Raw genomic sequence first — 13361 nt, forward strand, 5'->3', positions numbered from 1 at the left:
CGTCGGTGTCGGGAACGGCCGGGGTGGCGGCCTCGTCCACCGGTGCCGCGGTCTCGCCTCCGCCGGCCACCTCGTCGACGGCGGCGGGCGCCTGATCGGATTCCGACACGGCACCGGACCCGCTGGTGGTGACGGCGGGCCGACCGGTCGCCCGGACTCGCGGTCCCCCGGCGTACTGGGAAAGGATCTGCAGGCTCATGGGGGTAGCCTATCGCCTCCGGTGTCCCCGGTTGCCCGCCGCTCCCGGGGTGCCGCCACCAGACCGCGCGATATCCGGGCGGCGAGGGCGCGGGCTGTGGCGGATACTGGGCCCATGCGTGCAGTCCGGATCTCAGAACACGGTGGCCCCGACGTCCTCGAGCCTGTCGAGCTGGAGACTCCCTCACCTGGTCCCGGGGAAGTGCTCGTCCGGACCACCTCCATCGGCGTCAACTACATCGACACCTACTTCCGGGAGGGCATCTATCAGACCGCGTTGCCGTATGTCCCCGGCAGCGAGGGCGCCGGGGTCGTCGACGCGCTGGGGGTGGGCACGCCCGACCTCGTGACCGGGGACCGGGTGGCATGGTGCCAGGTGCCCGGTTCCTACGCGCAGTACGTGGTCGCCCCGGCGGAGGCCCTGGTCGCCGTCCCCGACGAGGTGTCCGACGGCGTCGCGGCGTCGATGCTCCTCCAGGGGCTCACCGCGCACTACCTCATCACCGACACCCATCGTGCGCACGGCGGGGACGCGGTACTGATCACCGCCGGCGCCGGAGGGGTGGGGCAGCTCCTCATCCAGATGGCGGTGGCCCGTGGATACCGGGTCATCACCACCACCTCGACCGAGTCGAAGGCGCAGATCTGCAGGGGCCTGGGTGCGCACCACGTCCTGCTCTATCCGGAGGCGACGCCCGAGAGGATCCGCGAGCTGTCCGGTGGCGGTGTGGCGGTGGTGTTCGACGGAGTCGGGCGGGACACCTTCGACACCAGTCTGGCCTCGCTCGAGCGGCGCGGCACGCTGGTGCTGTTCGGGGCGGCGAGTGGCCCCGTGCCGCCGGTGGACCCGCAGCGGCTCAACGCGGCCGGATCGGTGTTCCTGACCCGGCCCAAGCTCGGCGACTTCATCGCGACCACCGAGGAGTACCGCGACCGTGCGGCCGAGGTGATGGAGGGGCTGGTCGACGGGTCGCTCGTCCTCGACGTCGGGGCGACCTTCGGACTCACCGACGCGGCGCAGGCGCACCGGGCGTTGCAGTCGCGGCGCACCACGGGGTCGATCACGCTCGACCCCTCCAGGTGACCGATCAGAACAGGGAGAACGCCGCCGACAGGGTCTCGAGACCGAGAACGGCGTCGATCGACAGGGCCACGAACACCGCGGCCAGGTAGTTGTTCGACAGGATGAACAGCTTGAGGGGCTTGACCTCGACACCTCGGCGCACACCGGCCTCGAGGCGGTGGGCCATGACGATGAACCACACACCGAAGCCGATCGTGCCCGCCGCGTAGATCCATCCCGCCGCCGGGATGAGCACGAAGGTGCACAGGACCGTGGCCCAGGTGTAGAGGGTGATGCGTCGGGTGACGCCCTCCGCCGACATGACCACCGGCAACATCGGTACCCCGGCGGCCTTGTAGTCCTCCTTGTACCGCATGGCCAGGGCCCAGGTGTGGGGCGGGGTCCAGAAGAAGATGATGAGGAACAGGACGATCGCCTGCCACCAGTTGCTCGGTTGACCCTCGGGCAGGTGGTCGGTGATGACCGCCCACGAGACGAGCACGGGCATACACCCGGCGGCGCCACCCCACACCACGTTCTGGGCGGTGCGGCGCTTGAGGATCATCGTGTAGACGAAGACGTAGAAGCAGATCGTCAGCAGGATGAACAGGGCGGCGAGCCAGCTCTGTGCCAGGAGTCCCAGCCACAGCATGCTGGCCGCGCCGAGCACCAGGCCGAAGACCAGCGCGGCCCGGGGGGTCACGGCGTGGCGGGCCAGCGGGCGCCGTTCGGTCCGCTTCATGACCTTGTCGATGTCGGCGTCGACGACCATGTTGAGGGTGTTGGCGCTGGCGGCGCCGAGCCAGCCACCCACCAGCGTCAACAGCACCAGGCCGAGGTGGACCTGCCCGCGGTCGGCCTGCAGCATCGCGGGGATGGCGGCCACCAGGAGCAACTCGATGACGCGCGGCTTGGTGAGGGCGATGTACGACATGACGACGTCGACTACGCGGGCGCGCCCGCTCGCCGGAGCCGGCCGCCCCGAGGACTCTGGAGGGGAGACGGACGGCCCCCCACTCCGGGTCGGGGTGGAATCGTGCACCGGAACTCCTCGCAGCAGATGTCAACGCACTACCCGGCCGATACTACGTCCCCCCTGCACGCTCCGCGAAAGAGCGGGGGCGGGGACGGTCCGACCCCGGGCACCGGTGACCACTAAGGTGGTCCACGACATACGCGCGGATCCGCGCCGCACCCTCGACCCGGGAGAACCACAAGTGACCAGCGCGTCGGAGATCACCGAGCTCACCACCGCCCGCCACCCGTCCGACTGGACCGAACTGGACACCCGGGCGGTCGACACCGCTCGTGTCCTGGCCGCCGAGGCCGTGCAGAACTGCGGCAGCGGTCACCCGGGCACCGCCATGAGCCTGGCGCCCCTGGCCTACACGCTCTACCAGCGGGTGATGCGACATGACCCGTCGGACCCGAAGTGGGTGGGGCGTGACCGTTTCGTCCTGTCCTGCGGCCACTCCTCCCTCACCCAGTACGTCCAGCTCTACCTCGCCGGATTCGGGCTGGAGCTCGAGGATCTCAAGGCGCTGCGCACCTGGGGATCCAAGACCCCGGGTCATCCCGAGTGGAACCACACCGACGGGGTGGAGATCACCACCGGGCCGCTCGGCCAGGGGCTGGCGTCCGCGGTGGGTATGGCCATGGCCGCCCGGTACGAGCGGGGGCTGTTCGATCCGGAGGCACCCGCCGGGAAGAGCCCGTTCGACCACTTCATCTACGTCGTCGCCTCGGACGGGGACGTGCAGGAGGGCGTGACCGCCGAGGCCTGCTCGCTCGCGGGGACCCAGCAGCTCGGGAACCTCATCGCGGTCTACGACGACAACAAGATCTCGATCGAGGACGACACCCAGATCGCCTTCACCGAGGACGTGGCCGCCCGCTACGAGGCCTACGGCTGGCACGTCCAGACGGTCGACGGGGGTGAGGACATCGAGGCCATCGAGGAGGCGATCGCCGACGCGCGCGCCGTCACGGACAAGCCCTCGATGATCGTCCTGCGCACGGTGATCGCGTACCCCGCCCCGACGAAGATGAACACGGGGGCCTCGCACGGTTCGGCGCTCGGGCAGGCCGAGGTGGACGCGGTCAAGGAGGCGCTCGGCATGGGCGGCACCGAGCCGTTCACCGTGGACGACGAGGTGATCGCCCACACCCGCGCGGCACGCGACCGTGGCGCCCGCGTCCACGCGCAGTGGAGCGACATGTTCCACGCGTGGGCCGAGGCCAACCCCGAGGCGAAGAACCTCTTCGACCGCCTCTACTCCGGCCAGTTGCCCGAGGGCTGGGACGCCGGGCTCCCGAGTTGGGAGGCCGACCCCAAGGGTGTCGCCACCCGCAAGGCCTCCGCCAAGGCCATCCAGGCACTCGCCGGGACCCTCCCCGAGCTGTGGGGTGGGTCGGCGGACCTGGCGGGGTCCAACAACACCCAGATCGAGGGCGCCGACTCCTTCGGCCCCCCGTCGATATCGACCGGGATGTGGACGGCGTCCCCGTACGGGCGCAACCTGCACTTCGGCGTCCGCGAGCACGCCATGGGAGCGATCCTCAACGGGATCGCGCTGCACGGTCCCACCCGGCCCTACGGCGGGACCTTCCTCATCTTCAGCGAGTACATGCGCCCGGCCGTCCGGCTCGCGGCCCTCCAGGGCAGCAACGCCTACTACGTGTGGACCCACGACTCGATCGGTCTCGGCGAGGACGGCCCCACCCACCAGCCGGTCGAGCAGCTCGCGGCGCTGCGGGCCATTCCCGGCCTGTCCGTACTGCGGCCGGCGGACGCCAACGAGACGGCGGCGGCGTGGCGCGCGATGCTCATCGCCCTCGACGGTCCCAAGGGGCTGTGTCTGACCCGCCAGGACATCCCCGTCCTGGAGGGCACGGCCGAGTCGGCGCGCGAGGGCGTCGAGCGTGGTGGCTACGTGCTGGCCGAGGCGTCCACCGGATCCCCCGAGGTGATCCTGATGGGTACCGGTTCCGAGGTCCACCTGGCGGTCGAGGCGCGAGAGGCCCTCGAGGCCGAGGGCGTGCCGACCCGGGTGGTGTCGATGCCGTGTGTCGAGTTCTTCGACCAGCAGGATCCGGAGTACCGCGAGTCGGTCCTCCCCCGGTCGGTCCGAGCCCGGGTGAGTGTCGAGGCCGGGATAGCGATGCCGTGGTACCGCTTCCTCGGCGACGCGGGTCGGGCGGTGTCACTGGAGCACTTCGGTGCGTCCGCCCCGTACCAGACCCTGTACTCCGAGTTCGGAATCACCGGCGACGCCGTGGTCGCCGCGGCCCGCGACTCGCTCGCGGCCGTCAACGGGGAGGCATCATGACCAACGCCAATCTCGCCGCACTGAGCGCCGCCGGCGTCTCGGTCTGGCTCGACGACCTGTCCCGCCAGCTGCTCGCCTCCGGCGAGCTCGAGGAGCGGATGTCCACCTACTCGGTCGTGGGAGTCACCACCAACCCCGCGATCTTCCAGGCCGCCCTGGGCGACTCGTCGGCCTACGAGGCCGCGCTCACCGAGGCCGTCCGCGCGGACAGGGATGTCGATTCCGTCGTCCGCGCGCTCACCACCGCGGACGTACGGGACGCCTGTGCGGTCCTGGCCGACGTGTTCGAGGCCACAGACGGCGTCGACGGACGCGTCTCACTCGAGGTCGATCCCCGGCTGGCGGACGACACGGAGGGGACGGTGGCCCAGGCCGTCGAGCTCTCCGCGGTCGTCGACCGGCCCAACCTCATGATCAAGATCCCGGCGACGTCCGCCGGGCTCCCCGCCATCACGGAGGTGATCGGCCGGGGGATCGATGTCAACGTGACCCTCATCTTCTCGGCCGACCAGTACCGCGCGGTCGCGGAGGCGTACCTGGCGGGACTGGAGCGGGCTGCGGAGGCCGGTCACGACCTCTCCCGCATCCATTCCGTGGCCTCGGTGTTCGTCAGCCGACTCGACACCGAGATCGACTCCCGTCTGCCGGCGGACTCCGACCTGCGTGGCAGGGCGGGGCTGGCCAACGCGCGGCTGTGTCAGGACGTCTACGACGAGGTCTACGACACCTCCGGTCGTTTCGGTGACCTCGCCGCCCGGGGTGCCCGTCCCCAGCGGCTGCTCTGGGCGTCCACCGGCGTCAAGGACCCCGCCTACCCCGACACCATGTACGTGAGCGGCCTGGTCACCCACGGCACCGTCAACACCATGCCGTTCGCGACCATGGAGGCGTTCGCGGACCACGGCGTCCTCGAGGGGGACACCGTCCGGGGCACCGGTGGGGACTCGCGTGAGACCCTCGAGGCGCTGCGTGCGGAGGGGATCGACCTCGACGAGGTCTTCACGCTGCTCGAGCAGCAGGGCGTGAGCAAGTTCGTCAGCGCGTGGGACGACCTCATCGCCACGGTGACCTCGCGTATCGACGAGATCCCCTCGGGGTCGTGACCGACCCGGACAGTCGGCCCTCCCCGCCCGTCGGCGACCCCGTCGGCGGCCCGGAGGGGTCGGCCAACCCGCTCCGCGATCCGCGGGACCGGCGGCTGCCACGGATCGCCGGCCCGTCCGGGCTCGTCATCTTCGGCGTCACCGGCGACCTGTCCAAGAAGAAGCTCATCCCCGCCGTCTACGACCTCGCGAACCGGGGTCTGCTCCCCCCGGGCTTCTCCCTCATCGGCTTCGGTCGACGCCGGTGGACCCACTCCGAGTTCGCCGGGTTCGCCCGTGAACACGCCCGGGAACGGTGCCGTACCCCGTTCCGGGAGGACGTCTGGGAACAACTGGCGGCGGGACTGCGGTTCGTCACCGGGACCTTCGACGACGACGAGGGGTTCGATCACCTGGCGGAGCAGCTGACGGCTCTGGAGGTCGACCGGGGCACGGCCGGGAACTACGCGTTCTACCTGTCCGTCCCCCCGGACGACTTCCCCACGGTCTGTCGGCACCTCGACCGGACCGGATGCACCAGGGCGGTCGACGGATCGTGGCGCCGCGTGGTGATCGAGAAGCCCTTCGGTCACGATCTGGCGAGTGCCCGCGAGCTCAACGCGGTGGTGGGCGCCGTCTTCCCAGAGGACTCGGTGTTCCGCATCGACCACTACCTCGGCAAGGAGACGGTCCAGAACATCCTCGCCCTGCGCTTCGCCAACCAGCTCTTCGAGCCGGTGTGGAACGCCAATCACGTCGACCACGTGCAGATCACCATGGCCGAGGACATCGGTCTGGGCGGCCGCGCCGGCTATTACGACGGGATCGGGGCGGCGCGCGACGTCATCCAGAACCACCTCATCCAGCTCATGGCCCTGGTGGCCATGGAGGAGCCGACGGACTTCTCTGCCGCCGCGCTGCGGGCGGAGAAGACCAAGGTCCTCGAGTCCACCTCGCTGGCGCTGCCGGTCTCGGAGACCGCGGCCCGGGGTCAGTACTCCGGTGGGTGGCAGGGGTCCGAGCAGGTGGTGGGGCTCAAGGACGAGGACGGATACGATCCGTCCTCCACCACCGAGACCTATGCCGCGATCACCCTCGAGGTCCACAACAGACGCTGGGCCGGGGTCCCGTTCTACCTGCGCACCGGCAAGCGGCTGGGCCGACGCGTCACCGAGATCGCGGTGGTCTTCCGACGCGCGCCGCACCTGCCCTTCGACGCGACGATGACCCAGGAACTGGGTCAGAACGCCCTGGTGATCCGGGTGCAGCCGGACGAGGGCGTGACGCTGCGGTTCGGGTCCAAGGTGCCCGGGACCGCGATGGAGGTCCGCGACGTCAACATGGACTTCGCCTACGGCGAGGCGTTCACCGAGTCCTCCCCGGAGGCGTACGAGCGGCTGATCCTGGACGTGCTGCTCGGCGAGCCGTCACTCTTCCCCGTCTCGCGCGAGGTGGAGTTGAGCTGGATGCTCCTCGATCCCGTCCTCGACGAATGGTCGGCCGGCGGCACCCCGGAGCAGTACCAGGCCGGGACGTGGGGCCCTCGTGGCGCCGACGAGATCCTGGCCCGCAGTGGCCGCGCATGGAGGCGACCGTGATCATCGACCTGCCCGACACCTCGACCCGCGAGATCTCCAAGAAGCTCGTGCAGATCCGCGAGGACGCGGGGCTGAGCACCATCGGCCGTGTGCTCACGCTGATCGTCCTCACCGACCACGTCCGCGGCAGCGAATCCGCGATCGAGGCGGCCAACGAGGCCAGCCGCGAGCACCCGTGTCGCGTGATCGTGGTGATCCGCGGCAACCGTGCCAGGACGGACCGGCTCGACGGTCAGATCCGGGTCGGTGGCGATGCGGGAGCGGCCGAGGTGGTGGTCCTGCGGACCTCGGGGGCGATGGCGTCCCAGTCCGCCTCGTTGGTCACCCCCCTGCTCCTGCCGGACACCCCACTCGCGGTGTGGTGGCCGAGGCATTCGCCGACACTGCTGTCCGAGGACAAGGTGGGCCGTCTCGCGCGTCGCCGGATCGTGGACTCCGACGCCGAGGGGCACCCGACGGACGCACTGGCCAAGCGGGCGGCCGGATACTCCCCGGGTGATACCGATCTCGCCTGGGCCCGGGTCACGCACTGGCGTTCGCTGCTGGCGGCCACGCTGGACCGGCCGCCGTTCGAGACGATCACCGGCGCCACGGTGTGTGGCCCCGAACGGGCCGCGTCCGTGGACCTCGCCGGTGGGTGGCTCGCCTCCCGCCTCGGGATCGACGTCCACCGCGCGGTGGGGCCGCGGATGGTCGTCCTGGAGCGTGCCTCCGGATCGATCGTCATCGAGCAGGTGAGCCCCACCTCCGCGGAGCTGCGGATCACCGGCCACTCCCCCACGCGGGTGACGCTGGTGAAACGGAGCGTGGCGGACTGCCTCGCGGAAGAGCTGCGACGTATGGACACCGACGGCGTGTACGCCGACGCACTCGCGAACCACGATCGCGTGATCTACACCTCGGCCTCCGTCCGCTGAGCGGGGCCGCCCACCGACCGGACCACCGAGACCCGACACCACAGGAGGACCGATGTCCCACATCCGTCATCTCGTCCACGCCGACTCCGACGCGCTCGCTACCGCGGCCGCCCGGGCGGCGGTGGAGCATCTGACCGAGCGGATCGCCACCGCCGGACGGGCGAGTCTGTCGCTGACGGGGGGCTCGGTGGGGGTCAAGACCGCCGCCGCACTCGCGGACTCGACCGTGGAATGGGAGAAGGTCACGATCTTCTTCGGCGACGAACGCTTCGTTCCCGCCGACCACCCGGAACGTAACGACGGCCAGCTGGATGAGGCGCTGCTCGATGCGCTCGGCGACCGTCCGACCGTGCGCCGGTGGCCTGCCCGGACCGAGGACCTCGTCGACGTCGACGTCGCCGCCGCTCGCTTCCTGGAGTCGCTGGACGTGCCCGCCGGCGACGAGCCCCTCTTCGACGTGACCATCCTGGGCATGGGGCCCGAGGGGCACATCGACTCCATCTTCCCCCACACGCCGGCGGTCGCCGAGACGGAGCGGTTGGTCGTGGGGGTCCGCGACTGCCCCAAGCCGCCTCCGGAGCGGCTGACGTTCACCCTCCCGGCGGTTCGTCGCTCGCGGCACATCCTGGTGGTGGCCGCAGGTGAGGGCAAGGCGGAGGCGGTCGCCGAGGGAATCGGCGGGGCCTCACCGTCGGACTGGCCGGTGGCCGGCGCAGTGGGCACCGAGTCCACGACCTACCACCTCGACGTGGGCGCGGCGTCCGCACTGAACTGATCCGCGGGCACCCTGGTCACCGGGGACCCGTCTCTCGGCCACCGACAACCGGGTGTCCACGACGACAGGGTGCGCCCCTCCTCGCGGAGGTGCGCACCCCGTGTCGACGCGCCGCGCGGCGCGACGGTCAGACGGTCAGCCGAACCGGACCAGGAGTCCGACGGCGACGATGGCGATGAGCCACAGGATCGCGACGACCACGGTCACGCGGTCGAGGTTCCGCTCCACGACGCTGGACCCGGAGAGGCTGGACTGGACGCCACCGCCGAACAGCGAGGACAGTCCGCCCCCCTTGCCGCGGTGCAGCAGGATGAACAGCATCAACAGCAGGCTGGTGGCGACGAGGAAGATGTCCAGGGCGAGCTTCATGTGCGGATCGGGCCTTACGTCAGGTCGGGGTGGTCGGAGGACGACTGGTCCAGACTACCCGGTGAGGTCTCCAGGGCGAATCCCGGCGCGCCCGCCCGTCTCGGGGCGGCCACGCCGGGCCTGTCGACTCAGGGCAGTGGACCGCCGGCGGCGATGGCCGAGAGCTGGGCGAACTCGTCGGGCTTGAGCGAGGACCCGCCCACGAGACCGCCGTCGACGTCGGGCTGCTCGAGCAGCTCGCCGACGGTCGAGGAGTTGACGCTCCCGCCGTACAGGACCCGCATCTGATCCGCGATCTCGGGGCCGGCCAGCTCGGTGAGGGCCGCGCGGATCGCCGCGCAGACCTCCTGCGCATCCGCCGCCGAGGCGGTCTTCCCCGTGCCGATGGCCCACACGGGCTCGTAGGCGATCACGGTGGAGGCCAGTTGTCCCTTGTCCAGACCCGCGAGGGATCCCTTGAGCTGCTCCACGACGAACCCCACGTGGTCACCGGCCTCGCGGGTCTCGAGCTTCTCCCCCACGCAGACGATCGGGCTGAGGCCGTGCTTGTGGCACGCCGCGGCCTTGGCGGCGACCAACTCGTCGGTCTCCGAGTGGTACTCGCGACGCTCGGAGTGGCCGACCACGACATAGGTGCACCCCAGTTTGGCGAGCATCCCCGCCGAGATCTCACCGGTGTACGCACCGGACTCGTGGACCGACACGTCCTGCGCTCCGTAGGCGAAGCCGAGCTTGTCCCCCTCGATCACGATCTGTACACCGCGGATGTCGGTGTACGGAGGGATGAACGCCACCTCCACCTTCTCGAGGTACTTCTCGGGCAGTGCGAACGCCACCTTCTGCACGAGAGCGATCGCCTCGAGGTGGTTGAGGTTCATCTTCCAGTTTCCGGCGATGAGCGGGGTGCGTGCCATGACGTCTCCTGTGGGTCGGCGCGTGCGGATCAGTTGTTACTGCGTTCGAGGGCGGTGACCCCCGGGAGTTCCTTGCCCTCGAGGTACTCGAGCGACGCTCCGCCGCCGGTCGAGATGTGCGAGAAGTTCTCCTCGCCGAGCCCGAGCGTCCGGACGGCTGCCGCGGAGTCGCCGCCGCCCACCACCGAGAACGCACCGTTGCGGGTGGCCGTGATGATCGCCTCGGCGACGCCACGGGTACCGGCCGAGAACGCCTCGAACTCGAAGACGCCCATCGGGCCGTTCCAGAAGACGGTCTTGGCGGCGGACAGCTTCTCGGTGAACAGGGCCACGGACTCGGGACCGATATCGAGCCCCATCCGGCCGTCGGGAATCGCGTCGGCCGGCACCGTGGTGTGCGCCGCGTCGGCGGCGAACCCGTCGGCCGCCACCACGTCGACCGGCAGGGTGATCACGTCGCCGAACTTGTCGAGCAGGTCCTTGCAGGTGCCGATCATCTCCTCCTGAAGGAGCGAGGACCCGACGCCGTGGCCCTGTGCGGCGAGGAAGGTGAAGCACATACCGCCGCCGATGACCAGGGTGTCGACCTTGGGGGCGAGGGCCTCGATCACGGCGAGCTTGTCCGAGACCTTGGAGCCGCCGAGGACCACGGCGTAGGGGCGCTCGGCGTCCCCGGTCAGACCGGCGAGGACCTCGACCTCACTCTGGACCAGGTCACCGGCGTAGGCGGGGAGCACCTCGGCGATGTCGTAGACCGACGCCTGGGCGCGGTGGACCACCCCGAACCCGTTGGACACGAACGCGCCGTCCTCCCCCACGAGGCTCGCCAACTCGGCGGCCAGAGCAGCACGCTCGGCGGGGTCCTTGCTGGTCTCACGGGGGTCGAAGCGGATGTTCTCGACCAACAGCACGTCGCCGTCGGTCAGCCCGTTGGCGCGCTCACGGGCATCCGGCCCCACCACGTCGCCCGCCAGCTGCACGTAACGGCCCAGCTCGTCTCCCAGCTTCTCCGCGACGGGGGCCAACGAGAACGCGGGATCGGCCGCACCCTTCGGCCGGCCCAGGTGCGCTGTGATCACCAGTGCGGCGCCGGCGTCGAGGAGGGAGTTGAGGGTGGGCAGTGAGGCCGTGATCCGGCCGGAGTCGGTGATGGTCGATCCGTCGAGCGGGACGTTGAGGTCGCAGCGGACGAGGATCTTGCGACCTTCGACGCCGGCGTCGAGCAGGTCCTGGAGAGTGCTCACTGCCATGGGGTGGGGCTCCTGTCGGGAGGACGGTGGTGGTGTGGTGCGGGTGGTGTGGGTCGACATCGGTGGTGCGGGTGATGTACCTCGGGCCCGGCCGGGACGCTCTGGGCGTTCCCGGACCGGGCCCGGTGTGATGCAGGGTCGTCAGGCCCGAGGGCTCTTACAGCGACTTGCCGACCAGGCCGATGATGTCGGCGAGGCGGTTGGAGTAGCCCCACTCGTTGTCGTACCAGGACGCGATCTTGATCTGGCCGTCGATGGCCTTGGTTAGCGGCGCGTCGAAGATCGAGGAGTGCGGGTCGCCGACGATGTCGGAGGAGACGATGGGGTCCTCGGTGTACTTGAGGATGCCCTTCATGGGGCCCTCGGCCGCGGCCTTGATCGCGGCGTTGACCTCGTCGACGGAGGCCTTCTTCTCGAGCTCGACCGTGAGGTCGGTGAGCGAACCGGTGGGCAGCGGGACGCGCACGGCGTAACCGTCGAACTTGCCCTTGAGCTCGGGCAGGACCAAAGCGACCGCCTTGGCGGCACCGGTGGAGGTGGGCACCATGTTGATGCCGGCGGCGCGGGCGCGACGCATGTCGCTGTGGGGGGCGTCCTGCAGGTTCTGATCCTGGGTGTAGGCGTGGATCGTGGTCATGAGGCCCTTGATGATCCCGAACTCGTCGGAGAGGATCTTGGCGACCGGCGCGAGGCAGTTGGTGGTGCAGGAGGCGTTGGAGATGATCGTCTGCGAGCCGTCGTACTCGTGGTCGTTGACGCCCATGACGATGGTGATGTCCTCGTTCTTGGCCGGCGCCGAGATGATGACCTTCTTGGCGCCACCCTCGAGGTGGCCCTTGGCCTTCACGGCGTCGGTGAAGATGCCGGTGGACTCGACGACGACGTCGACACCGTAGTCACCCCACGGCACGGACGCGGGGCCCTCCTTGACCGCGAGGGCGCCGATCTTGGTCCCACCGACGGTGATCGACGAGTCGTCGAACGTGACGTCCTTGCCCAGGCGGCCGAGGATCGAGTCGTACTTGAGCAGGTGAGCGAGCATGTCGTTCGTGGTGAGGTCGTTGACGGCCACGATCTCGATATCCGTCTTGCCCTCGGCCTTCAGTGCCTCCACCGCGCGGTAGAAGTTGCGGCCGATACGTCCGAATCCGTTGATGCCTACGCGCACGGTCACGTGATGTCTCCTTATAGGTGGTGCGAGAAAAATACCCCTGAGGGCTGGGTGGTGCCCGGGGACGTGACCCAGACTACCCGCCCCATGTGGGGGCTGTGCAGGGTCCACAGACCACGGATCAGTCTTCGTCGAGCATGTCCTCGGTCACGACGGACTCGGTGTCCGGGATACCCAGATCGGCTGCTTTGCGGTCGGCCATGGACAGCAGTCGGCGGATCCGGCCGGCCACCGCGTCCTTGGTCATGGGTGGGTCGGCGAGCTGGCCCAGTTCCTCGAGCGAGGACTGACGGTGTTGGACGCGCAGCTCACCCGCGGCCAACAGGTGGTCCGGGACGTCCTCGGCCAGGATCTCGAGAGCGCGCTGGACGCGGGCGGCCGCCGCGACCGCGGCACGGGCCGATCTGCGGAGATTCGCGTCGTCGAAGTTGGCGAGCCGGTTGGCGGTCGCCCGGACCTCCCCGCGGGACCGTCGCTCCTCCCAGATGTCCCTGGTGGCGGAGGCGCCCATCCGGGCGAGGAGGATCCCGATCGCCTCCCCGTCCCGGATCACCACCCGGTCGCCGCCCCGGACCTCGCGGGCCTTCGCGGTGACCCCGAGCCGACGCGCGGCCCCCACCAGGGCCATCGCCGCCTCGGCGCCCGGAGCAGTGACCTCCAGGGCCGACGACCGTCCGGGTTTGGTGAGGGAACCG

General features: G+C 70.1%; 13 protein-coding genes. 6 read left to right on the plus strand and 7 right to left on the minus strand.

Going from position 1 to position 13361, the window contains the following annotated elements; translation table 11 throughout:
• Positions 1 to 199: hypothetical protein (locus G6028_RS07005; protein WP_182658435.1), on the minus strand; the 199-nt coding region annotated here is incomplete at its 3' end.
• A 114-nt stretch (positions 200 to 313) separates the two neighbouring features.
• Here G6028_RS07005 and G6028_RS07010 point away from each other — a divergent pair.
• Positions 314 to 1282: a quinone oxidoreductase family protein gene (locus G6028_RS07010; protein ID WP_182658436.1), complete on the plus strand. Its 969-nt coding sequence runs from the start codon at positions 314 to 316 to the stop codon at positions 1280 to 1282.
• A 4-nt stretch (positions 1283 to 1286) separates the two neighbouring features.
• Here G6028_RS07010 and G6028_RS07015 read toward each other — a convergent pair whose 3' ends face one another.
• Positions 1287 to 2195 carry a heme o synthase gene (locus tag G6028_RS07015; RefSeq protein WP_182658437.1) on the minus strand — a complete coding sequence of 303 codons (909 nt, stop codon included), beginning with the start codon at positions 2193 to 2195 and terminating at the stop codon, positions 1287 to 1289.
• Between the two features lie 283 nt (positions 2196 to 2478).
• On the opposite strand from G6028_RS07015, the gene tkt reads away from it, so the two are divergent.
• The 5 genes from tkt to pgl are packed head-to-tail and all read left to right on the plus strand — an operon-like array spanning position 2479 to position 8962.
• The gene (tkt, locus tag G6028_RS07020; RefSeq protein ID WP_182658438.1) at positions 2479 to 4590 is read left to right on the plus strand and encodes a transketolase; all 2112 of its coding nucleotides are present in this window, start codon (positions 2479 to 2481) and stop codon (positions 4588 to 4590) included.
• On the plus strand, positions 4587 to 5693 hold the full coding sequence (gene tal, locus G6028_RS07025) for a transaldolase (RefSeq protein WP_182658439.1): 1107 nt from the start codon (positions 4587 to 4589) through the stop codon (positions 5691 to 5693). Before tkt ends, tal begins: the two co-directional genes overlap by 4 nt.
• The gene (gene zwf / locus G6028_RS07030) at positions 5690 to 7270 is read left to right on the plus strand and encodes a glucose-6-phosphate dehydrogenase (RefSeq protein WP_182658440.1); all 1581 of its coding nucleotides are present in this window, start codon (positions 5690 to 5692) and stop codon (positions 7268 to 7270) included. The genes tal and zwf overlap by 4 nt, the downstream gene beginning before the upstream one ends.
• A complete protein-coding gene (locus G6028_RS07035) occupies positions 7255 to 8187 on the plus strand; it encodes a glucose-6-phosphate dehydrogenase assembly protein OpcA (protein ID WP_182658441.1) in 933 nt (310 codons plus the stop codon). Before zwf ends, G6028_RS07035 begins: the two co-directional genes overlap by 16 nt.
• 52 nt (positions 8188 to 8239) lie before the next feature.
• Positions 8240 to 8962 (plus strand): 6-phosphogluconolactonase, encoded by a 723-nt coding sequence (pgl, locus tag G6028_RS07040; protein ID WP_182658442.1) that lies wholly within the window; start codon positions 8240 to 8242, stop codon positions 8960 to 8962.
• A 135-nt stretch (positions 8963 to 9097) separates the two neighbouring features.
• Here the strand turns inward: pgl and secG are convergent, their stop codons facing one another.
• The 5 genes from secG to whiA all read right to left on the minus strand — a co-directional run.
• The gene (secG, locus tag G6028_RS07045; protein WP_107747569.1) at positions 9098 to 9331 is read right to left on the minus strand and encodes a preprotein translocase subunit SecG; all 234 of its coding nucleotides are present in this window, start codon (positions 9329 to 9331) and stop codon (positions 9098 to 9100) included.
• A 128-nt stretch (positions 9332 to 9459) separates the two neighbouring features.
• On the minus strand, positions 9460 to 10245 hold the full coding sequence (gene tpiA, locus G6028_RS07050; protein WP_182658443.1) for a triose-phosphate isomerase: 786 nt from the start codon (positions 10243 to 10245) through the stop codon (positions 9460 to 9462).
• Positions 10246 to 10274: 29 nt separating this feature from the next.
• Positions 10275 to 11495 carry a phosphoglycerate kinase gene (locus tag G6028_RS07055; protein ID WP_182610297.1) on the minus strand — a complete coding sequence of 407 codons (1221 nt, stop codon included), beginning with the start codon at positions 11493 to 11495 and terminating at the stop codon, positions 10275 to 10277.
• Between the two features lie 157 nt (positions 11496 to 11652).
• Positions 11653 to 12669 (minus strand): type I glyceraldehyde-3-phosphate dehydrogenase, encoded by a 1017-nt coding sequence (gap, locus tag G6028_RS07060; protein WP_182610296.1) that lies wholly within the window; start codon positions 12667 to 12669, stop codon positions 11653 to 11655.
• Between the two features lie 118 nt (positions 12670 to 12787).
• On the minus strand, positions 12788 to 13361 hold a 574-nt coding region (gene whiA / locus G6028_RS07065; protein ID WP_182658444.1), incomplete at its 5' end, for a DNA-binding protein WhiA.

The sequence above is a fragment of the Dietzia cercidiphylli genome (assembly GCF_014145145.1).
Taxonomy (GTDB): Bacteria; Actinomycetota; Actinomycetes; order Mycobacteriales; family Mycobacteriaceae; genus Dietzia; species Dietzia natronolimnaea.

Bases quoted from the DNA above. Each gene is read 5' to 3' on its own strand.
- tpiA (WP_182658443.1), bottom strand. From the start codon at position 10,245: ATGGCACGCACCCCGCTCATCGCCGGAAACTGGAAGATGAACCTCAAC.
- G6028_RS07010 (WP_182658436.1), top strand. From the start codon at position 314: ATGCGTGCAGTCCGGATCTCAGAACACGGTGGCCCCGACGTCCTCGAG.
- pgl (WP_182658442.1), top strand. From the start codon at position 8,240: ATGTCCCACATCCGTCATCTCGTCCACGCCGACTCCGACGCGCTCGCT.
- secG (WP_107747569.1), bottom strand. From the start codon at position 9,331: ATGAAGCTCGCCCTGGACATCTTCCTCGTCGCCACCAGCCTGCTGTTG.
- G6028_RS07055 (WP_182610297.1), bottom strand. From the start codon at position 11,495: ATGGCAGTGAGCACTCTCCAGGACCTGCTCGACGCCGGCGTCGAAGGT.
- G6028_RS07035 (WP_182658441.1), top strand. From the start codon at position 7,255: ATGGAGGCGACCGTGATCATCGACCTGCCCGACACCTCGACCCGCGAG.
- tal (WP_182658439.1), top strand. From the start codon at position 4,587: ATGACCAACGCCAATCTCGCCGCACTGAGCGCCGCCGGCGTCTCGGTC.
- G6028_RS07015 (WP_182658437.1), bottom strand. From the start codon at position 2,195: ATGTCGTACATCGCCCTCACCAAGCCGCGCGTCATCGAGTTGCTCCTG.